The sequence below is a fragment of the Mycolicibacterium canariasense genome, assembly GCF_002101555.1.
In the GTDB taxonomy this organism is placed as follows: domain Bacteria; phylum Actinomycetota; class Actinomycetes; order Mycobacteriales; family Mycobacteriaceae; genus Mycobacterium; species Mycobacterium canariasense.
Genome location: NZ_LQOL01000081.1, coordinates 178175 through 198206, shown reverse-complemented (window position 1 = coordinate 198206; position 20032 = coordinate 178175). Strand labels below are relative to the sequence as shown.

Annotated in this window: 20 protein-coding genes; 12 read left to right on the top strand and 8 right to left on the bottom strand. The window is 68.7% G+C overall.

Annotation, left to right across the window (positions count from 1 at the left end):
* Nucleotides 1–3: 3 nt before the first annotated feature.
* Entirely contained in the window at nucleotides 4–597 is a 594-nt protein-coding gene (locus tag AWB94_RS28720) for a peptide deformylase (protein ID WP_062658598.1), read from the bottom strand.
* Between the two features lie 130 nt (nucleotides 598–727).
* Here AWB94_RS28720 and AWB94_RS28715 point away from each other — a divergent pair, with 130 nt between their 5' ends.
* Genes AWB94_RS28715 through AWB94_RS28690 form a run of 6 tightly spaced genes read left to right on the top strand, consistent with a single transcriptional unit; the run spans nucleotide 728 to nucleotide 4348 of the window.
* On the top strand, nucleotides 728–1036 hold the full coding sequence (locus AWB94_RS28715) for a nucleoid-associated protein NapA (RefSeq protein WP_024451719.1): 309 nt from the start codon (nucleotides 728–730) through the stop codon (nucleotides 1034–1036).
* A gap of 19 nt (nucleotides 1037–1055) precedes the next feature.
* Nucleotides 1056–1520, top strand: a complete 465-nt coding sequence (locus AWB94_RS28710) for a LytR C-terminal domain-containing protein (protein WP_062658597.1) — start codon at nucleotides 1056–1058, stop codon at nucleotides 1518–1520.
* A gap of 9 nt (nucleotides 1521–1529) precedes the next feature.
* The gene (gene sodC / locus AWB94_RS28705; RefSeq protein ID WP_062658596.1) at nucleotides 1530–2204 is read left to right on the top strand and encodes a superoxide dismutase[Cu-Zn]; all 675 of its coding nucleotides are present in this window, start codon (nucleotides 1530–1532) and stop codon (nucleotides 2202–2204) included.
* Nucleotides 2185–3315, top strand: a complete 1131-nt coding sequence (locus AWB94_RS28700; RefSeq protein WP_062658595.1) for a glutamate--cysteine ligase — start codon at nucleotides 2185–2187, stop codon at nucleotides 3313–3315. Before sodC ends, AWB94_RS28700 begins: the two co-directional genes overlap by 20 nt.
* Nucleotides 3312–3719 (top strand): hypothetical protein, encoded by a 408-nt coding sequence (locus AWB94_RS28695; protein WP_234811917.1) that lies wholly within the window; start codon nucleotides 3312–3314, stop codon nucleotides 3717–3719. The genes AWB94_RS28700 and AWB94_RS28695 overlap by 4 nt, the downstream gene beginning before the upstream one ends.
* Nucleotides 3716–4348, top strand: coding sequence for an LON peptidase substrate-binding domain-containing protein (locus AWB94_RS28690; RefSeq protein ID WP_109762466.1), 633 nt, complete (start codon nucleotides 3716–3718; stop codon nucleotides 4346–4348). Before AWB94_RS28695 ends, AWB94_RS28690 begins: the two co-directional genes overlap by 4 nt.
* Here the strand turns inward: AWB94_RS28690 and mnhG are convergent, their stop codons facing one another.
* The 7 genes from mnhG to AWB94_RS28655 form a co-directional block, all read right to left on the bottom strand.
* Complete coding sequence (mnhG, locus tag AWB94_RS28685) at nucleotides 4349–4675, bottom strand: monovalent cation/H(+) antiporter subunit G (RefSeq protein WP_409365988.1); 327 nt, start codon at nucleotides 4673–4675, stop codon at nucleotides 4349–4351.
* Entirely contained in the window at nucleotides 4675–4941 is a 267-nt protein-coding gene (locus AWB94_RS28680; RefSeq protein ID WP_062658594.1) for a monovalent cation/H+ antiporter complex subunit F, read from the bottom strand. The genes mnhG and AWB94_RS28680 overlap by 1 nt, the downstream gene beginning before the upstream one ends.
* Before the next feature lie 31 nt (nucleotides 4942–4972).
* Nucleotides 4973–5497, bottom strand: a complete 525-nt coding sequence (locus tag AWB94_RS28675; RefSeq protein WP_062658593.1) for a Na+/H+ antiporter subunit E — start codon at nucleotides 5495–5497, stop codon at nucleotides 4973–4975.
* Nucleotides 5498–5510: 13 nt separating this feature from the next.
* Entirely contained in the window at nucleotides 5511–7100 is a 1590-nt protein-coding gene (locus tag AWB94_RS28670; RefSeq protein WP_062658592.1) for a Na+/H+ antiporter subunit D, read from the bottom strand.
* On the bottom strand, nucleotides 7097–7555 hold the full coding sequence (locus tag AWB94_RS28665) for a Na(+)/H(+) antiporter subunit C (RefSeq protein ID WP_062658591.1): 459 nt from the start codon (nucleotides 7553–7555) through the stop codon (nucleotides 7097–7099). The genes AWB94_RS28670 and AWB94_RS28665 overlap by 4 nt, the downstream gene beginning before the upstream one ends.
* A complete protein-coding gene (locus tag AWB94_RS28660; RefSeq protein WP_062658590.1) occupies nucleotides 7552–10419 on the bottom strand; it encodes a Na+/H+ antiporter subunit A in 2868 nt (955 codons plus the stop codon). Before AWB94_RS28660 ends, AWB94_RS28665 begins: the two co-directional genes overlap by 4 nt.
* A 225-nt stretch (nucleotides 10420–10644) precedes the next feature.
* Nucleotides 10645–11094 carry a DUF1707 domain-containing protein gene (locus tag AWB94_RS28655; protein WP_062658589.1) on the bottom strand — a complete coding sequence of 150 codons (450 nt, stop codon included), beginning with the start codon at nucleotides 11092–11094 and terminating at the stop codon, nucleotides 10645–10647.
* 141 nt (nucleotides 11095–11235) lie between these two features.
* Here AWB94_RS28655 and AWB94_RS28650 point away from each other — a divergent pair, with 141 nt between their 5' ends.
* The 6 genes from AWB94_RS28650 (at nucleotide 11236) to AWB94_RS28625 (ending at nucleotide 20031) form a co-directional block, all read left to right on the top strand.
* Nucleotides 11236–11673, top strand: coding sequence for an SRPBCC family protein (locus AWB94_RS28650; protein ID WP_409365987.1), 438 nt, complete (start codon nucleotides 11236–11238; stop codon nucleotides 11671–11673).
* Between the two features lie 311 nt (nucleotides 11674–11984).
* Nucleotides 11985–14699 carry a phosphoenolpyruvate synthase gene (locus tag AWB94_RS28645; RefSeq protein ID WP_062658587.1) on the top strand — a complete coding sequence of 905 codons (2715 nt, stop codon included), beginning with the start codon at nucleotides 11985–11987 and terminating at the stop codon, nucleotides 14697–14699.
* Nucleotides 14692–17886 carry an AMP-binding protein gene (locus AWB94_RS28640; RefSeq protein ID WP_064961358.1) on the top strand — a complete coding sequence of 1065 codons (3195 nt, stop codon included), beginning with the start codon at nucleotides 14692–14694 and terminating at the stop codon, nucleotides 17884–17886. The genes AWB94_RS28645 and AWB94_RS28640 overlap by 8 nt, the downstream gene beginning before the upstream one ends.
* Nucleotides 17883–18128 (top strand): acyl carrier protein, encoded by a 246-nt coding sequence (locus tag AWB94_RS35300; protein ID WP_062658585.1) that lies wholly within the window; start codon nucleotides 17883–17885, stop codon nucleotides 18126–18128. Before AWB94_RS28640 ends, AWB94_RS35300 begins: the two co-directional genes overlap by 4 nt.
* Nucleotides 18125–19207: an SDR family oxidoreductase gene (locus AWB94_RS28630; protein WP_062658584.1), complete on the top strand. Its 1083-nt coding sequence runs from the start codon at nucleotides 18125–18127 to the stop codon at nucleotides 19205–19207. Before AWB94_RS35300 ends, AWB94_RS28630 begins: the two co-directional genes overlap by 4 nt.
* Nucleotides 19204–20031, top strand: coding sequence for a nucleoside-diphosphate kinase (locus tag AWB94_RS28625; RefSeq protein ID WP_062658583.1), 828 nt, complete (start codon nucleotides 19204–19206; stop codon nucleotides 20029–20031). The genes AWB94_RS28630 and AWB94_RS28625 overlap by 4 nt, the downstream gene beginning before the upstream one ends.
* Nucleotide 20032 lies beyond the last annotated feature (1 nt).

Here is a 20032-nt window from a genome sequence, read left to right as displayed (position 1 = left end):
CCATCAGTGGCCGAACGGGTCGGGATCCTCGCCGGGCATCCAGCTCAGACCGGGGACACCCCACTTGTTGGCCTTCACCATCCGCTTGGCGGCGCGGGCGTGCCGGCCGATCAACCCGTCCAGGTAGGTGAAACCGTCGAGGTGGCCGGTCTCGTGCTGCAGCATCCGGGCGAACAGGCCGGTGCCCTCCAGGGTGATCGGGGTGCCGTCGGCGTCCAGACCGGTGACGCGCGCCCAGTCGGCGCGGCCCCGCGGGAACGACTCGCCCGGCACCGAAAGGCACCCTTCGTCGTCATTGTCGGGGTCGGGCATGGTCTCGGGCAGCTCCGAGGTCTCCAGCACCGGGTTGACCACCACACCGCGCCGCCGCTGGGTCTTGCCGCGTTCGTCGGCACAGTCATAGACGAACACGCGCTCGGTGCGGCCAATCTGATTGGCGGCCAGGCCAACCCCGTTGGCGGCGTCCATGGTGTCGTACATGTCGGTGATCAGCTCGGCCAGTTCGGCGGGCAGCGTGCCGTCAGGTCCGACGGGAACCGGGGTGGTCGCGGAGTGCAGGACGGGATCGCCCACGATGCGAATCGGTACAACAGCCACGGTTGGCAAGCTTAAGTCAGCCGACTCGCGGGTAACGATCACGCCCGCATTACCGCAGCCATGATTGAATGAGCGCCGAACAACAGTCTTGTAATTCTTTAGATCATGTCGGAAGGGCCCAAGGAGCGAGATGGACGGCGCTATCGCGCGGACTGAGCAATCCGGGGATGATTCCGAGCCCGCCGATGGCCTGACGCGCCGCGAACACGACATCCTGGCCTTCGAACGCCAGTGGTGGAAATACGCGGGATCCAAGGAAGAAGCCATCAAGGAACTGTTCGGGCTGTCCCCGTCGCGCTACTACCAGGTGCTCAACGCGCTGGTGGACCGGCCGGAGGCGCTCGCGGCGGACCCGATGCTGGTCAAGCGGCTGCGCCGGGTCCGCGCCAGCCGGCAGAAGGCCAAGGCCGCCCGGCGGCTCGGGTTCGAGGTCACCTAGACCGCTAGTCTGGGCTCCGATGAACCAGCGTGACTCCTCCGGGCTGCCCTTGCGCGCCATGGTGATGGTGCTGCTCTTCCTCGGCGTGGTCTTCCTGCTGGTGGCATTCCAGTATCTGGGCCCCGACGACGACAGTGACGGCAGCGACTCCACCTCGGCCAGCGCGACGACCAGCGCCACCACGACCACCAACACCTCGGCGGCACCCGCGCCGAAGGCCGACGTCCGGGTGTTCAACATCTCGGATGTGGCCGGCGCCGCCGAGAACACGGCCACCAAGCTGCGTGACGCGCAGTGGAACGTGGCCGAGACCGGCAACCTCACCCTCGATGGTGTGACCACGACGACGGTGTACTTCGGCGAGGCCCCCGGGGAGAAGGAAGCCGCCGAGGCGGTGGGCAAGCTCCTCGACGCGCCCGTCGAACCGCGGGTGCCCGCACTCGCCGAGCAACCGCCAGGCGTGATCGTGGCGGTCACCGGCTAGGCTCTCGGCATGCCGATCTCAGCTCCGCTTCGTGCCATTGCCGCCGCAGCCTTTCTGGTCCCGATCGCCGCTGCTTGCTCGCCCTCCGAGCCGGTTGCCACTCAGCCCGGGACCACCCCGGCGATTTGGACCGGTTCGCCCGCCCCGTCGGCCGAGGCCGGCCACGGCGAGGGCAGCGAGGCCCCAGCCGCTGCGCACGGCGAGAAACTCGGCGCGCAACTGAAGCTGGCCGACGGCACCACCGTCGCCACCGCCGATTTCGAGTTCGCCGACGGCTTCGCGACCGTCACCGTGGAAACCACCACCCCCGGCAAGCTGGCCCCGGGCTTCCACGGCCTGCACATCCACTCGGTCGGCAAGTGTGAGGGCGACTTCACCAGCGCCGGTGGGCATCTGCAGGTGCCCGGGCACACCGCCCACCCGGCCAGTGGCGACCTGGCCTCCCTGCAGGTGCGCAGCGACGGCACCGGCAAGCTCGTGACGACAACGGATGCGTTCACCGCCGAGCAGCTGCTGGCGGGGACCCAGACCGCGATCATCATTCACGAGAAGGCCGACAACTTCGCCAACATTCCTGCCGAGCGTTACCAGCAGATCAACGGCACCCCGGGTCCGGATGAGACCACCATGGCGACCGGCGATGCCGGCAAGCGGGTAGCTTGCGGTGTCATCGGCGCCGAATAGGTCCAGGATCGACTTCGCCGGGTCACCCCGGCCGACCCTTGGTGTCGAGTGGGAGTTCGCCCTCATCGACCCGGTGACCCGCGACCTGGCCAACGAGGCCGCGGCCGTCATCGCAGAGCTGGGCGAAACCCCGCACGTACACAAGGAATTGCTGCGCAACACCGTCGAGGTCGTCACCGGCATCTGTGACACCGTCCCGCAGGCCATCGACGATTTGCACGGCACGTTGACCACCGTGCAGCGCATCGTGCACGCCCGCGGCATGGAACTGTTCTGCGCGGGCACCCACCCGTTCGCCGAATGGGAGATGCAGCAGCTCACCGAGGGCGCGCGGTATGCCGAACTGATCAAGCGCACCCAGTGGTGGGGCCGCCAGATGCTCATCTGGGGTGTGCACGTGCACGTCGGGATCTCTTCGGCGCACAAGGTGATGCCGATCATCACCTCGCTGCTCAACCAGTACCCGCACCTGCTGGCACTGTCGGCGTCCTCGCCGTACTGGGACGGCGAGGACACCGGGTACGCGAGCAACCGGGCGATGATGTTCCAACAGCTGCCGACGGCCGGGCTGCCGTTCCATTTCCAGAAGTGGTCGGATTTCGAACGATTCGTCTACGACCAGAAGAAGACCGGCATCATCGACCACATGAACGAGATCCGGTGGGATATCCGGCCCTCGCCGCATCTGGGCACCATCGAGGTACGGATCTTCGACGGGGTGTCCAATCTGGCCGAACTCGGTGCGCTGGTGGCGCTGACCCACAGCCTGATCGTGGACCTGGACCGGCGTCTCGATGCCGGCGAGCAACTGCCCACGATGCCGCCGTGGCATGTGCAGGAGAACAAGTGGCGCGCCGCGCGGTACGGGCTGGATGCCGAGATCATCCTGGACGCCGACAGCAACGAGCGGTTGGTCACCGATGACCTCGACGATCTGCTGACCCGACTGCAGCCCGTGGCGGCCTCGCTGGGGTGCGCCGACGAGCTGGCCAGGGTCGAGTCGATCTACCGGCGGGGCGGGTCGTATCAACGGCAGCGCCGGGTGGCCGAGGAACACGACGGTGACCTGCGGGCCGTGGTCGACGGGTTGATCGGGGAGTTGGTGCTGTGAAGGTCCGCGCCGTCGTCGCCCTGGTGCTCGCCGCGCTGGCGTTGGCGGGCTGCAGCACGGAGATCACCGGAACGCCGATGGCCGACCCGGCCGCGACGGTGTCCGAAACACCCACCACCACACGCCCGCCCAGGACCATCCAAATCCCGATTCCGTCGTTCCCGAGCCTGCCGATCCCGACACCGGGCGGACCGCCGCCGACCGGGCTGGCCGCCACCACGTGCGGTGACTACCAGACCATGGACAAGACCCAGCAGCGCCAGGTGATCGACGCGATCGGCAAGGACAACCAGCTGGTACAGATGAATCCGGAACTGTGGCTCGGGTTGGCCAGCGCGATGTGCGCCTTCACCCCGAAGACCACGCTCGTCCGCGATGCCGTTGCGGGACAGGGATTCCGGTGACCGTGACGCCCATGTTCCCGCTCGAGGTGGCGATGCTGCCCGGGGAGCAGTTGCCGCTGCGGATCTTCGAACCCCGGTATTCGGCGATGATCGCCGATTGTCTGGCGTCCGACCGCGCGTTCGGTGTGGTGTTGATCGCCGCGGGCCGTGAGGTCGGCGGCGGGGACGCCCGCAACGATGTCGGCGCGCTGGCCCGGATCGCCGAGGTGTCCGAGCAGGGCGGTGGCCGGTACCGGTTGCGCGCCGAGATGGCCGAACGACTACGGGTGACCCAGTGGCTCAGCGATGATCCCTATCCCCGGGCCGAGGTGGCGCCCTGGCCGGACGAGCCGGGTAACCCGGTCACCGGTTCCGACATCACCGACGTGGAAGACGCTGTGCTGGACGTCTTTTCGCGGGTCGCCGAGGCCAAACAGCAGGAATTGCCCTCCCGTGAGGAGCTGCTCGGCTCGGTCGAGCCCGGGCAGGACGCCGGTGAGCGTCTGTATGCACTGGCTGCCCGGTTGCCGATCGGCCAGGCCGACCGGTACGCGGTGCTGGCCGCGCCGTCCGCTTCGGACCGGTTGGCGGTGCTGACCGAGTCCGTCGAAACACTGCGCGCGATGGTGGAGTTCCAGCTCGCGGAATAGTCAATCCGACACTTCGCGCAGCTCATCGGAGGCCAACCGGTCCTTCAAATTCTGCTCCCGGTAGGCCAGTTGGCCCACCCGGTTGGCCACCACCGGCGCGGTGATCAGGGTGAACAACCCGGCCAGGATGAGCATGCCGACATCGGCGTTGCCGCGCAACCGGATTGCCGCACCGGCCAACACCAGCAGCAGTCCCAGCACCTGCGGCTTGGACGCGGCGTGCATGCGGGACAAGGTGTCCGGGAACCGCACCACGCCGATCGCCGCGGTCAGCGCCAGCGCCGAACCACCCAGCACCAGGGCGGCGGCGAGCACGTCGAGGATCATCAGCCGTCCTCCTTGTCCCGCACCCGGAATCGGGCGACGCTGACCGAACCGACGAAACTGATCAGCGCCAGCGCGGTCAGGCTGTAGGTCACGGTGGTGTCCAGGCTGAACGCTGCCCAGGTGCCGACCGCGCACATCGACACGGCCACAAACGTATCCAGTGCCACTAGCCGGTCCAGGGTGCTGGGCCCGGCCAGCAGCCGGTACATCGTCACCGCCGCCGCGGCCGACAGCATCACCGCCGCGATCACCCAGACCGTGTTCATGCGCGATCTCGTTTCGCTTCTCGCCGGACAGTCATCCTCGAACTCCCTGCCAGTCGGTGTCCCGCTCGAACGCGGCCACCATCAACCGTTCCACCGTGGCGGTCTGGCGGTAGAACCGGTCCACCGCGCGTTGCGATCCGACATCGATGACGTGCACGTAGATGAGCCGGCGGGTCTGGTCGATCTCCAACACGATCGAACCGGGGATGAGGTTGATGACGTTGACCGCCAGCGCCAGCACCAGATCGGACTTGATGTCCAGACGGGCCCGCAGTACGGCGGTCGGCGGAACCCGCCCGGGTTTGATCGCCAGCCAGGCCACCTGCGTCGAGGACACCACCAGTGACCAGCTGACATAGGCGACCAGCACCACGAAGGACAGCGGCCGCAGCCGCCCATCCACCGGCACCGGGGGCAGCGGCAGCAGCACCGTGATGATCAGCGCGACCACCAGACCGCTGACGATGTTGGCCACCGAGATGGAGCCCCACAACAGGATCCACACCAGCGTCAGCCAGCACAGTGTCCAGATCCGCAGCGCCACTCGTCTCGTCACTTCAGTACCGCCCTCATCTCAGCACCGCGGTGATGTACTGCCCACGGTCGAGCACCTGCGCCGCCGCGCGCTCGCTGTAGGCGAAGATGGGTCCGGCCGCAACGGTGAGCACCAAACCCACGACGATCAGTGCCCCGGTGGGGATCAACATCGCGACCGGCATCCGGCCGACGTCGTCGCGGTCGACGAACTCGATATCGTCGGAATCGTCGAGCAGCGCGGTGGGGGCCGCGGCCGACAGGTTGCCCTCGGGCGCATCGGCGCGGGCCCGCCAGAACGCCTTGGTCCACACCCGCGCCACCGCGTAGAGGGTCAGCAGGCTGGTCACCACGCTGCCGGCCACCAGCACCCAGGCGAGTACGGAGCCCCCCGCCGCTCCGGCTTCCAGCAGCGCCACCTTGCCGATGAACCCCGAAAACGGCGGGATACCACCCAGATTCAGTGCCGGGATGACGAACACGAACGCCAGCAGCGGACTGGCCGCGGCCAGTCCGCCGAGGCGCTGCAGGGTCGACGCCCCGGCCTGGCGTTCGATGAGGCCGACGACGAGGAACAGCGTCGTCTGCACCACGATGTGATGCGCCACGTAGTAGATGGCGCCCGACATGCCCAGCTGGTTGGACAGCGCGATACCGAAGATCATGTAGCCGATGTGGCTGACCAGTGTGAAGGACAGCAGCCGTTTGATGTCGTTCTGGGCCAGCGCGCCGAGGATGCCGACCACCATGGTGAGCAGCGCGGCGACCAACAGCACGTTGTCCAGGACGCCACCGGGGAACAGCAGTGAATGCGCCCGGATGATCGCGTACACACCGACCTTGGTGAGCAGGCCGGCGAACACCGCGGTCACCGGGGCCGGCGCGGTGGGGTAGGACTCGGGCAGCCATGACGACAGCGGGAAGACCGCGGCCTTGATACCGAACGCCACCAACAGCACCGCGAACAACGCGGTGCGGGTACCGGCGGACACATCGTCCAGGCGCACCGCAAGCTCGGCCATGTTCAGGGTGCCCGCCGCGGCGTACACCATCGCCAAGCCGATGAGGAACACCAGCGAGGACACCATCGACACCATCACGTACGCGATGCCCGCGCGCACCCGGTCGGCGCTGGCGCCGATGGTCAACAGCACGAAACTCGCCGACAGCAGCACCTCGAACCCGACGAACAGGTTGAACAGGTCGCCGGCCAGGAACGCCGTGCACACCCCCGCCGACAGGATCAGATAGGTGGGCAGGAAGATCGACACCGGCTGGCGGTCGTTGCCGTCGCGGATACCCTGCCCGATGGCGTAGAAGACCACCGCCAGCAACACGATTGCCGACACCACCAACATGAGAGCCGACAGACGGTCGGCGACCAGGGTGATCCCCAACGGCCCCATCCCGGGTTCGCTCTGCCCCCAGCCGCCGACCTGCACGGCGGCGGTACCGTCGCGGTCGACGAGGTACAGCAGCGTTCCGCACACGGCCACCACCGCGGTCAACGCCCCCAATGCCACCAGTTGCTGCAGCCGCGGGGCGCGCCCGGCGAACAGGGTGACCGCCGCGGCGATGGTCGGGATCAGCACCGGCAGCGGGGTAAGGATGTGCGAGAGGGTCATCGCGAACCCTCCGCACCCGGCAGCGCGTCCAGTTCGTCGGGCGCATCGGTGTCGCGGGAGGGCACCACGTCGGGGACATCGTCGGCATCCAGTTCCGCGCCCTCGGCCACCCGCACCGTCTCGGGATCGGTCTCCACCTCTTCGACGGTGTTCAGCTGATACGACCGGTAGGCCAGCGCCAGCACGAACGCCGCGATGCCCATGCTGATGACGATGGCGGTCAGGATCATGCCCTGCGCCAACGGGTCGGCGGTGGTGGTCTGTCCGTCGCTGACGCGGCCGCGGATCGGCGGGTTACCCGCGTTGCCGCCGACGGTGAGAATGAGCAGGTTGACCGCGTTGCCGATGAGCAACAGCCCCAACAACATCCGGGTCAGGTTGCGTTCCAGCAGCAGGTAGACCCCGGCGCTGGTGAGGCCGCCGATCATCACCAAGGGGAGCAGATGAGCTGTCATGAGCGGGCCATCTCCACGTCGACGCGGGCACCCAGGCTGCGCAGGATGTCGAGAACCAGGCCCACCACGATCAGATAGACCCCGAGATCGAAGAACAGCGCCGTCACCATCTTGACCGGGCCCAGCACCGGGATGTCGAGGTGGATCACCGCCGAGGACAGCACCGGTGCGCCGAGGAACAGCGAGGTGATCGCGGTGCCCGCGGACAGCGCCAGACCGGTGCCGAGCACCTTGCCGGCGTCCAGCGGCAGCGTCTCACCCAATTCGTAGCGGCCACCGGCCAGATAGCGCAATACCAGCGCCAGCCCGGCGGTCAGCCCTCCCGCGAAACCGCCACCGGGGGTGTTGTGCCCGGCGAAGAAGAAGTACGCCGACAGCACCATGATGAGCGGGAAGATGAGCCGGGTGGCCACCTCGAGCACCAGCGAGCGGTGTCTCGGGTCGCGCAGGTCGCTGCCCCGCAGCCAGGTGATATCCCCGACGGCCGGGCTGTAGGCGCTGACCGGTCCGATGTCCGGTTGTCCCGCGGTGCTGGTGCCGACCTGCGGTACCCGGGGCGCCGCGCCGAAACGCCGGTGCCGGAACACCATCGACGCGACGCCGGTCGCGGCGACCAGCAGCACCGAGATCTCACCCATGGTGTCCCACGCCCGGATGTCGACGAGCAGCACGTTGACCGTGTTCGCGCCGTGCCCGCGGTAGTACGCGGCGTCGGGCAGCAGCGCCGCGATCGGGGTGGTGCTGCGCGCGGCCATCGCGAACACCGCCAGCCCGGTGACCGACGCGCCGACGGCGATCGCCAGCGCCGCGCGCGGCAGCCGGTTGCGCTTGATGTTGGTGCGATCGGCCTCGGCGGGCAGGGTGCGCAGCACCAGCACGAAGATGACCAGTACCAGCGTCTCGACCAGGAACTGGGTCAACGCCAAGTCCGGTGCGCCGTGGAACGCGAAGATGACACCGCAGCCGTACCCGGTCACCCCGACCAGCAGCACCGCGGCCAGCCGGTTGCGCATGACGGTCGCACCGATGGCCGCCGCCAGCATCAGCAGGCCGACGACCACCTGCAGCGGGGAGTCCCACAACCGCAGCTGCGGGTGGTCGCGGGCGCCGGACAGCAGCGCGCCCACCGGCAACACCACCAGCGTGCTGAGGATGACGGCCTGGGTCGCCGGAATGGACCCGCGCTGGGTCTGGCCGGTCAGCCGGACGGCGGCGATGTCGAGACCCCGGATCACCGCGTCGTAGAAGCGGTCGGCATTGCCCAGCGGTAAGTAGGCGCCGCGGGACCGTGGCAGCCGCCCGCGGCCGAAGAACAGTGCGGTGCCCGCGGCCAGCACCACGACCGACAACAGCAGCGGCAACCCCACCCCGTGCCACAGCGCCAGGTGGTAATCCGACTCGCCCGGGACGGTCTCGGCGTAGTCGTCGAGCTTGTCGTCCATCGGCGCGGGGAACAGCCCGAACAGCAGGCCGGCCGCGGCGAGGATGGCCGGCGCGGCCAGGAACGACCGCGACGGCCGGTGCATCTCGCCCACCCGGACGCTCGGGCCGGACGCACCCTTGTCGGCGAAGGCACCCCATAGGAAGCGCAGGCTGTAGACGGTGGTGAACACGGATCCGAGGGCGATCCCGGCCAACACATAGGGTGCGGCCCCACCGAGCGACGCGCTGTGCAGCACCGTCTCCAGGTCGGCCTCCTTGGCGACGAAGCCGAAGAACGGGGGCAGCGCGGCCATGCTGGCGGTGGCGCCGACGGCGATCACCAACAGCGGTCTGTTCTGTCTGCCCAGGCCGGCCAGCTTGCGGATATCGCGGGTGCCGGTGGCATGGTCGATGATGCCGACCACCATGAACAGTGCGGCCTTGAACATCGCGTGCGCGCACAGCATGGCCAGGCCGGCCAGCATCATGTCCGGTCCGCCCGCCCCGACCATCACGGTGATCAGGCCGAGCTGGCTGACGGTGCCGAACGCCAGGATCAGCTTGAGATCGTATTCGCGCACGGCCCGCCAGCCGGCCATCAGCATGGTCAGCAGGCCGAGCCCCACCACCATCGGGCGCCACAACGGATTGTCGGCGAACCCTGGGGTCAGCCTCGCCACCAGGTACACACCGGCCTTCACCATCGCCGCGGCGTGCAGGTACGCGCTGACCGGCGTGGGTGCGGCCATGGCGCCGGGCAGCCAGAAGTGCAGCGGCACGATCGCGGATTTGGACAGTGCACCGACGAGGATCAGCACGATGCCCACCGAGGCCGCGGCACCGGTGGGCGGGGCGGCGACGAGTTCGGAGAGCAGGTAGGTGCCGGCGAGCTGGCCCAGCACGATGATGCCCACCAGCATGGCCAGGCCGCCTAACGTGGTCACCAGCAGCGCCTGGGTGGCGGCGCGCCGGCTGGTGGCGCGCTCGGCGTAATGCCCGACCAGCAGGAAGGACAGCACCGTGGTGGTTTCCCAGAAGACGTAGAGCATCAGCATGTTGTCGCTGACCACCAACCCGAACATGGCGCCGGAGAAGGCGACCAGTTCGGCGGCGAAGCTGGGCAGCCGTTTTTCGGTGTGGCCGTCGTGATGGTGGAAGTAGCCCGCGCAATAGAACAGCACCAACGCGCCGATGGCGAGCACCAGCACGCTCATGATTGCGGCCAGCGAATCGAACCGCAGCGTGATGTCCATCGACAGCTCGGGCACCCACGGGACGTGCAGGGTGGGCGTGTGATCTGTGCCCGGCCAGTTCCGCACCACCCACACCAGTGAGCCCAGCGGGACGAGCGATAGCGGGTAGAACGCCTTCCGACCCCACTTGGCCACCAGAAGCGGCGCCAGCGCAGTGGCGACCGCGTGGGCGAGCAGGACGGCGAGCATGGCACTCCGATCGGGTTGGGTCGGGGTGTCAGCCAATTCGGCTATGGAACTTCAACTGACTATGTCGTAACAAGCATTCTACTTGGGCCGTTGCGCCTGCCGGCAGCGTGCGCGACAAAGCAGCGAAAGCCCTTGGCGATCAAGGGCGTTGTGGTGGGGGCCGGCCCGACCGTGGTGCCGGTGCGGCCGCGTGGTTGCGTCGCGTGTGCGTGGGCGGGGGAGCGGTCAGGGTCGGCGGCAGCGGCCGCGCGCTGGCACGCCGTCCCGAACGCCTGACGCCAGCGCCGCCGACACCGGCACGATGTGCGAGGCGACGCCCATACCCCAGCCGAGAATCGGCCACACCGGCCAGAAGTACCACTCGCCCGCCGTCAGCCCGACGGTAAGCCAGATCGCCAGCATGAGGGCCGACCCGGCCAGGTAGGCGCCGAGGTGGATCCGCATGCCCAGTCGCGCGGCGCGCTGCCGGGCGGCCCGGCGGCGCGGATCGGCCCCGCGGAGCCGGGCGGTCGGCAGGTCGGCGGTCACCGCGCGCAATTCGTCGGTGGTGTGCGCGGCGAAGGCCAGCCGTAGCCGCTCTTCGTAGTCGGTCATGGGCAGGTAGCCCTGCGTCAGGGCCAGGCCGAGATCGTCGGCGGTGCGGGCACGTTCCTGATCGCCTACCAAGATGGCCATGGTGTCCTCGAATCTAGTCAGTGACTAGTTCACTATCGCACCGGAACTTGCCATCGTCAAGATCGGGTCGCGGCTGGGTGGTGCGAGCCGCCGCACCGGCTGGAAGCCGACCTGGCCGATTCCGTCCGTAAGCTGTTGGCCGTGAACACGGTTGTCTCCGCGAGCCGGGAGATCCCGGCCCCCGCCGCCACGATCTTCGAGCTCATCGCCGACCCGGCGCGGCAGCCCGCCTGGGATGGCAACGACAATCTCGCCGACGCCCCCGCGGGGCAGCGCGTGCACGCCGTCGGGGACGTGTTCCGGATGAACCTCACGACGGGCGCCGTGCGGGTCAACCGGATCGTCGAATTCGAAGAGGGCCGGCGCATCGCCTGGCTGCCGTCCGAGGAAGGCAAGGAGCCCCCCGGTCACCTGTGGCGGTGGGAGCTCGAACCGATCGACGAGACCACCACCCGGGTCACCCACACCTACGACTGGACCAGGCTGACCGATGAGAGCCGGATGGCCCGGGCTCGGGCGACCACGTCCGACAAACTTCTGGCATCGATCGACCGACTGGCCGCGATCAGCGCGCCGTAGCGATTCGAGTAGTCCACTACGCATTCCCGATCGGCGGTGGCGCCGCAGTCTGTACTGCAACCACCACGAGGGGAACGAAATGACGAGCACTCCGGGTGCCCTGATTCGACCGCGTTTTTGCTTACGGCAAACACCGTCACCCGCGGCCGCACCGGCGACGGCCTGACGAGCTAACGGCGGAACCGTTCTTCATCTCATGTGAAATGGGAATTACGCGCTCCAAGTTTTCGCCAAGATGGATTGTATTTGCTCAGTTCCGCGATTGACTTGTCGTACCCACCCATTCTTCCCGCCGTCACCCGAGGACCGCGATGCCACTGCTCATCACCGATCAGGCACCCGGTGACCGGTTGCGCGCGATGGCCGGCGGTAAGGCGCAGAACCTCTGTGAACTGACTCGATCCGGGTTCCCGGTGCCGCCCTGGGCGGTGCTGGGCACCGACGCCTTCCGGGCCGCGCTGGACGCGGCCGGTGTACAGCTCAGTACGGCGCCGATGACGTTGTCGGAGCGGCTTGCCGAAGCGGCGTGCGCCGAATCCGCGGTACGTGAATTGGTCATGCCCGCGCAGATCCGGGAAGCCATTCTCGCCGCACTCGAATACGCCGGAAACGGAAATGTCGCGGTGCGCTCTTCGGGCTGCCAAGAGGACGGCGCGGCGAATTCCTTTGCCGGATTATTCGACACCGTTCTCAATGTGGAGGGAATCGGCGCCGCCGAGGCGGCGGTCCGACGTTGCTGGGCCTCCGCATTCTCCCGACGCGCTGCGCAATACCGGCACGTGCGCGGGTTGGAGAGCGTCGATATCGCCCTGGCCGTCATCGTGCAGCGGCTGGTGCTGCCGCGCACCAGCGGCGTGATGTTCACCGCCGACCCGGTTGCAGGTACCCCGGACCGGATCGTCATCAACGCCGTGCACGGGCTCGGCGAGGGCCTGGTCTCGGGTGCAGTCGACTCCGACGCGGTCGTCGTCGCCAAACACAGCGGAGCGGTCCTCGAAGAAACCACCGCCACCAAGTCGCAGATGATCCTGCCCGGCGCGGGCGGCGGTGTTCGCACCGCCGAGGTGCCCGCCGACCGCCAGCGCGTGCACACCGTGGACCCCGCGCTGCGGTCGACGCTGACCGAACTCGGGATGCGGGTGGAGCGCCACTTCGGCACACCCCAGGACATCGAATGGGCGGTCGACGAGGACGGCCGCACCTGGATCCTGCAGTCCCGGCCGATCACCACCCTGGGCAACCGAACCCCAGAGGGCCCAGAGCATTTCGGCGAGGACGTCGACCCCGGGGCCCTCCGGATCTGGGACAACTCGAATATCATCGAAAGCTTCGCCGGCGTCACGTCGCCGCTGACCTTCACCACCGCCCGCGCGCTCTACGCCGACGTCTACCGCGAATACGCGCGCAGCCTGAAAGTGCCACCGGCACAACTGGACCAGATGCAGGCGTGGCTACCGGTGATGCTCGGCCAATTCCACGGCCACGTCTACTACAACCTGTTGCACTGGTACCGCATGGTGGGTATCGCCCCCGGTTACCCGCTGAACCGCCGGGTGCTGGAGGTCGCGCTCGGTGTCGGTGAACCGCTGGACGCCGCGACGGCGCGCCGGTTGAAACCGTTCACCTTCGTCGGCACCCGCGCCAAGGTCGTGCACCGGGCCCGCACCACGCTGACCTACGCCCAGCGGTTCCGTGCCATCGATACACTGGTTGACGAATTCGACCGCAAATTCGAAGATTTCGTCGCCCGGCACGGGCTCACCGACGTATCCGATCTGGACGGTCCGCAGGCCTACCAGAAGTTCCGGCACATCCACGACGAGGTCGCCTCGATCTGGGGACCGATGATGGTGCTGGACGCCGTGCTGCTGACCTCGGTCGGTCTGCTCGCGGTGCTGACCAAGGCGTTCCTGCCGAACGCCCCGGAATGGTTCGGCTTCGCGATCGTCAATCCCGGCACCGACGTGGTGTCCATCGAGCCGGCCCGGGCGCTCGCCGACATCGCCGCGTTCGCGCACAGCACAGCCGAGCTGTGGGCCTTCATCGACGCGACCGACCCGGCCACCGCCTACCCGCAATTGGTGGAGTACGCCGAGGACGACCCCGGTTCCGCATGGTGGCTACTGCTCCGCAAGATCGACGACTACATCGACCGGTTCGGGTACCGCTGCCTGGACGAGCTCAAGCTCGAAGCACCGGACCTACGCCAGGATCCGTCCGGCATCTTCCACATGCTGCGGATGGCCGCTCCCGACGGCGCCGACCGCCCGAACGACGCCGCACAGGCCTACCTCGACGCGCACCTGCACGGGCCGCGCCGCAGGATCTTCGACGCGTTGCGCGCCAAGATCCAGCGCGCGGCCACCCACCGCGAGCACCTGCGGTTCGCCCGCACCCAAGGTTTCGGGATCCTGAAATCACTTGTCGCGGTGATGGCGCGGGACCTGCAGCGGCGCGGCATCGTCGACGCCACCGGCGACGTGTTCCAGCTGACCCGCGACGAACTGTTCGGGCTCTACGACGGTTCGACCACTCGAGCGCAGGCCCGGGCGGCCATCGCCCGGCGCGCCACCCTGGAGCGGGGATACCGGGAACTGAAGGCGCCACCACGGTTTGTCACGACCGGATCCGGCTACACCGCAGCCGAATTGGCCGCGGCGGGCTGGCGGCACCGGGGTGCCGTGGCCGAGGCGACCGTGGGCACGGTACTCACCGGGACGCCGTCGAGCCCCGGAGTGGTGACCGGGCGTGCGGTCGTGGTGGAACGACCGGAGGACTTCTCCAGCGGCATCCTGGTGGCCTACCGCACCGACCCGGGCTGGGTGGCGGCGCTGCCGTTCGCCTCGGCCCTGCTCATCGAACGGGCGTCTCCGCTGACCCATGTCGCGATCATCGCCCGTGAATTGGGTGTGCCCACCGTCGTGCAGATCGACGGGCTGACCGACCTCGTGCGGACCGGCATGACCGTCAGCGTGGACGGTGCGGCCGGTAGCGTCACCCTGCTGCAGGAGCGCTCCGATGTCTGAGGTGCAGGCCATCCGCGGCTGGCTGGAGACGCCCAGCGCCGACACCGGTGTACACCTGGCGAACGATGACGGCGGCTGGGACTATCTGCCGTATTCGGCCTTGGCCGAACGGGTTCGGCTGATCGCCGGGCTGCTGGTGGATCGCGGGGCCGGGGCCGGGCACACCGTGTGCGTCCTGATGCCCACCTCGCATCTGTGCCTGGCGGCGATGTTCGCGGTGACGGCCGCGGGCGCGACACTGACACCGGTCGCACCGCCACTGTTCCACGACGCCGACCAATACCTGCGGCATCTGCGCGGCATCCTGATGAGCGCGCAGGCGCACACCGTGATCACCTCGTCGGCGTTCGCCGGCGTCGTCGCGCAGGCGGCGGACGGCCCGGCCCGGATCGTGCTCGACGACATGCCCGGCGGCGCTGCGCTGGCCGATCTGGGCGCGCCCGGTGCCGATGTGCTGTTACAGATGACCTCCGGGTCGACCGGCCGGCCCCGCGGGGCGCGGATCAGCTGGCGCAATCTGGCGGTGAATCTGGACGCCATCGACGCGGTATGTCAGCTGACCGCAGGCGACGCCACCGCATCCTGGCTGCCGCTGTACCACGATATGGGGTTGATAGGCACCGTCTTTCAAGCGGTCACCCGGCAGCGCGGGCTGCATCTGATGCGGCCCGACCAGTTCATCCGCGATCCGGGACGCTGGGTGCGCGCGGCCGTAGCGACCGGGCACACCGTGTCGCCCCCGTTCGGGCTGGCCTATACCGCCCGCCGGCTCAGCCCGGCCAACATCGACGACCTGGACCTGTCGCGGTTGCGCACCATCGTGGTCGGGGCCGAACCCATCGATCCCGACGCCTTGCGTGCGTTCACCGAATTGACCGCGCCCCTGGGCTTTTCCCCGCGTGCCTTTCTGCCGTCCTACGGACTGGCCGAGGCCACCCTGATCGCCACCGCACACCGGCTGGGCGACCCGCTGCGGACGGTGCGCATCGACAAAGCCGCGCTGCGACACGGCACGCCGGTGCCGGTGGCCGAGCACGGTTGTCCGGTCGTTTCGGTCGGGGTGCCCATCCCGGGGCACCGGGTGCGGATCGAGGGCGCCGCCGCCGACGGCGAACTCGGCGAGATCGTGCTGTCCGGGGCCTCGGTCTTCGGGGGATACCGCGGTGACCCGGACAGCACGACCCGCCGCATCGGCGACGAACTGCACACCGGCGATGCCGGGTTCCTGCTCGACGGGCAGCTCTACGTGCTCGGGCGGATGGGCACCAGCCTCAAGGTCAACGGCCGCACCGTGTTCGCCGAAGACCTCGACGTGCCCGGCCAGGCGGTGGCCGTCGCGGTCAACGAGGGCGACCGGCCCGGGGTGGCGATGTTCGTCGAACAACCGTGCCGTACATCGATTTCCGTGCTGCGTACCGCGCTGGTCGCCCAGGTCGGTGCCGACACCCCGGTGTGGTTCATCGGTGTGCCGCGCGGTGGGCTGGCCCGCACCTCCAGCGGTAAGCCGCGCCGGGCCCATATGTGGCAGCAGTGGCGGTCGGGGTGCTTGGCGGGCGCCGAACTGTTGTCGGCGCCCGGGCCGGGGCCGCTGGACACGGTCCGCGCCCTGTTCGAGAAGGCCCGCGACCTCGCGGTGATCCCGGACGACGCGACGGTGCATTTCGAGGGCTCGCTGGCCGAGGGGTTCGGCAACGACGGTTCCGATATCGATCTGCTTCTGCTGTTGCCCGGAGCCGGCGCCGAAGCCGTGATGCCCACGGTGCTGTTCATCGACGGTCACCGCGTGGAGATCCGGGCCCAATCGCACGCGCAGGTCCGCAAACGCCTGCACCAGGTCCGGCGTGCGCTGGACACCGGCGCACCCGTCACCGAAGACACCCTGAACCGGGTGCAGCGGTTTCTGCGCGGCACCGTGCTACGCACCGGCCCGGGGTACGGGGACCTCCGTGACATCGTGCGATACCCGGAGTTGACCGGGCTGCTGTCGCGGTGGTGGCAGCGCCGCGCCGACCACTGCCTGCGGCAGAGCGCCGCACTGGCCCTGCTGAGCGACAACATCGACGCCGAGGCGTTGGCGTGGGCGCGGGAGGGCCTGACCCAGACCATGAAAGCCTTCCTGGCCCGGCACGGCGAGGGCTACCTGGAAGTCAAATGGCTGCCGCTGCAGATCGACCGGCTACGCCGCTGCGGGGCCGACACCACACTGCTGGACGAGTATCAGCGGCTGGACGCCGACCCCACCGTGGAGGGCGCGCTCGCACTGGCCGCCCGGTTGGGCGGCCCGGTCATCACCCTGGACCCGCACCATGTCCTGCTGAAGAAGGTCCCGCACGTCACCACGTGGCCGATCCGCTCGGCCACCCATGTGGTGCGCGGAAAGTCCGACCTGTTCGTGCTCTCGCCGGCGTGTGCGCACTCCTGGCGGCAGGTGGTGTTCGGGCAGACGCCGGCGCAGACGGCCGCCGCGCCGGCGCACCTACGATTGTTCGTCCGGCACGGGTTCGTCTCGTTGCACTGGCGCGGCGCCGGCACCATCAGACCCGTTGCCGCGATGTGTGATCCGGCTCGACCGCTGACCCCGCCGCCTTCGGTCCGGCGGCCGGTGCTTACCATCGACGGTGCACCGGCCGATGGCGACATCGCCAGATCGGTCCTGCCGGCCAAGGCTTTCGCGGAAGCCGCGAGCGCGCTGGTCCTGGCCAACATGGTGCTGGAGAACGCACGCGAGGACTTCGACGGTGCGGTCAAGGACGGGCAATGGCAGGTGGCCGCCCTGTGCGGCCGGCGCATCGTCACCATGGCGGTCCGGGTCCTGGCCAGCGCGTGGGGTGTCACCCCCTTGCCGGGGGACCAGGTGCTGCTGTCCGACCTGGACACCCTGGTCCCCGAGCATCCGCGACTGGTCGCCCACGCCCGTCGATTGGCCGGGTGCTCGATCGGCGACCAGGACGACGCGGCCCGCCTGCAGGCCGACCTCGACCAACTCGTCGCCGACGTGCAAACCGTCACCGGCGGCGAGATGTTCCCCTCGTCCTTCGCCTCGCGTGCGCAGTGGCGGGACACCCTGAAGTACGGCTACCAGTGGCTGCGCATGGGTGGATACCTGGACGCCTACGTGGAATTGGACGAGGCCAGGGATCTGCTGGCCAGTGGGGGAGCGCAGCCCTCGGAGCGGGGCCGGGCATGACGGATCTGCAGCGCGACGTGCTCACCCTGGTCGCCGCGATGGCGCCGGACCCCGCGGGGCAACCCGGGTTGCACTGTGCACTGGTCGCCGACCTCGGGTACAACTCGCTGCGGCTGCTGGAGTTGTCCATCGCCCTCGAACGGGCCTTCGTCCTGCCACCGCTGCCACAGGAAGCGCTGGCGGCCGTGACGACGGTGGCAGACCTGGTGGAATTGGTTCGCGACCAGAAGGATCCGTCATGACCGCCGCCCGCGGTGTGTTGGTCACCGGAGCGGCCGGGCATGTCGGCGCCGACACGGTGGCCCGGCTGGTCCGCAGCGGTCACCACGTGGTGGCCCTGGTGCACCGGCGGGCCGAGATCGTCGCCAACAACGGGCGCCTGGTCCGGCCGGCCCGGGTCGTGTGCGGTGACGTCCGCGCACCGGGTTTCGGGTTGGACGCCGGCACGCGCCGCGATCTCGCCGCCGAGATCGGCGTCATCGTGCACGGCGCGGCGGTCACCGATTTCGGCCTGCCCGAACACCGATACACCGAACTCAACGTCGAGGGCACCGCGCACGCCGTCGCGTGTGCGCGCGAGTGGGACGCCGATCTGCTCTACGTCAGCACCGCCTACGTGTGCGGCGAGTACGACGGCACTTTCACCGAGGACCAGCTCGACGTCGGGCAGCGGTTCGGGAACCACTACGAACGCAGCAAGTTCCAGGCCGAACAGCTGGTGCGGGCCTCTGGGTTGCGGTGGGCGATCGTGCGCCCCGGCATCGTCTCTGGTGAGTACCGCACCGGGCACAGCCGCGAACACAAGCACATCTACCAGGTGCTCAAACTGATCGTCGAAGGAAAATTGCGCACCCTTCCGGGGAATTACGCGGCCACACTAGGACTTTCGCCGATCGGCCACGTCGCCGACACGATCGCCGCGGTGGCCGGGCAGGTCGGCAATCACGCCGGTCGCACCTTCCACGCCGTCGGTGCCGCCCCGGTCTCGCTGCGGACCATGTCGGACATCCTGGCCGAGTACCCGTCGTTCCAGGTCGCGGATTTCGTGCCGCCCAGCACCTTCGACCCGGACGACCTCGACGAGATCGAACGCGGCTACTACGACAAGGTCGGCCGCCTCTACACCAGTTATCTGTCGCGGCGGGTGTGCTTCGACAGCACCACCACCCGTGACCGGCTCGGCATCTCACCACCGCATGCTGGTGGCGGCTACTTCCGCCGGATTCTCGACTCCTGCCTGCGCACCGGGTACCTGGGCAGGCCGCAACCATCCATCGCCGAGGTGCTGGCCACCTGGCAGCGAGAGAGCAGCACCGCATGACCCACAGTGATGTCGTCAGCAGGTACGCCACCGACACGTACTTCGTCCAGACCCACGACGTGCTGGACCGGTTGCACCTCGACGCGGCCGAATTCTCCTTCGGCCGTGCGGTTCTGCTGCTCAAACCCGATGCCGCGGTGACCGGTGGGATGAGCCGGGCGGTGGCCTGGTTGCGCAGCAACGACTACCGCATCGTCGGGGCCCATCCGGTTCGGCTCACCCCATTGCACCTGCGTGCACTGTGGTACTTCAACTGGCATCGGGCCACCGCGGACCGGCGCCGGCTGGCCGACCAGTTGGCGCAGATCAGCCCGTCGCTGGTGCTGATCGTCACCCATCCCGACCGGACCCAACCGGTGTCGGTTCGCCTGACCGCGGACAAGGGCCCGGCCGATCCGGCACAGCGGGCACCCGGTCAGCTGCGCCATGCCCTGTCGTCGGGAACCTACCTGCTCAACCAGGTGCATTCCCCGGACGACCCCGACGACGTGCTGCGTGAGCTGAGCATCTACTTTTCCGAATCCGTTCTCGACGACGTGATCTCGATAGCCCACGCCGGCGTCGACGCGTCGGCCGAAGCGGCCCGGCTGGCGGCCGAGATCGAGGCCGGTGTGCCGCGGCGCAGCGGGGACCTGGCCACCGCGCAGCACGACACCTGGCGGCGGTTGCGGGACGCCGGGAAGGTGGCACGGCCCGCGACGGGTCAGGACTGGCTGATGGCCATCGACACCGCCGACCGGCAACACATTCCGCTGGATGCGTGGTACCGCATCGTCCTGCAATCGGCCTATCTGCCCATGCACAGGGCTCAACCAGAACGGTGAA

Coding starts and splice junctions, on each gene's coding strand:
- AWB94_RS28715 (WP_024451719.1), top strand. CDS start 728: ATGGACGGCGCTATCGCGCGGACTGAGCAATCCGGGGATGATTCCGAG.
- AWB94_RS28710 (WP_062658597.1), top strand. CDS start 1,056: ATGAACCAGCGTGACTCCTCCGGGCTGCCCTTGCGCGCCATGGTGATG.
- sodC (WP_062658596.1), top strand. CDS start 1,530: ATGCCGATCTCAGCTCCGCTTCGTGCCATTGCCGCCGCAGCCTTTCTG.
- mnhG (WP_409365988.1), bottom strand. CDS start 4,675: ATGATCCTCGACGTGCTCGCCGCCGCCCTGGTGCTGGGTGGTTCGGCG.
- AWB94_RS28680 (WP_062658594.1), bottom strand. CDS start 4,941: ATGAACACGGTCTGGGTGATCGCGGCGGTGATGCTGTCGGCCGCGGCG.
- AWB94_RS28670 (WP_062658592.1), bottom strand. CDS start 7,100: ATGACCCTCTCGCACATCCTTACCCCGCTGCCGGTGCTGATCCCGACC.
- AWB94_RS28665 (WP_062658591.1), bottom strand. CDS start 7,555: ATGACAGCTCATCTGCTCCCCTTGGTGATGATCGGCGGCCTCACCAGC.
- AWB94_RS28660 (WP_062658590.1), bottom strand. CDS start 10,419: ATGCTCGCCGTCCTGCTCGCCCACGCGGTCGCCACTGCGCTGGCGCCG.
- AWB94_RS28655 (WP_062658589.1), bottom strand. CDS start 11,094: ATGGCCATCTTGGTAGGCGATCAGGAACGTGCCCGCACCGCCGACGAT.
- AWB94_RS28645 (WP_062658587.1), top strand. CDS start 11,985: ATGCCACTGCTCATCACCGATCAGGCACCCGGTGACCGGTTGCGCGCG.
- AWB94_RS28640 (WP_064961358.1), top strand. CDS start 14,692: ATGTCTGAGGTGCAGGCCATCCGCGGCTGGCTGGAGACGCCCAGCGCC.
- AWB94_RS35300 (WP_062658585.1), top strand. CDS start 17,883: ATGACGGATCTGCAGCGCGACGTGCTCACCCTGGTCGCCGCGATGGCG.
- AWB94_RS28630 (WP_062658584.1), top strand. CDS start 18,125: ATGACCGCCGCCCGCGGTGTGTTGGTCACCGGAGCGGCCGGGCATGTC.
- AWB94_RS28625 (WP_062658583.1), top strand. CDS start 19,204: ATGACCCACAGTGATGTCGTCAGCAGGTACGCCACCGACACGTACTTC.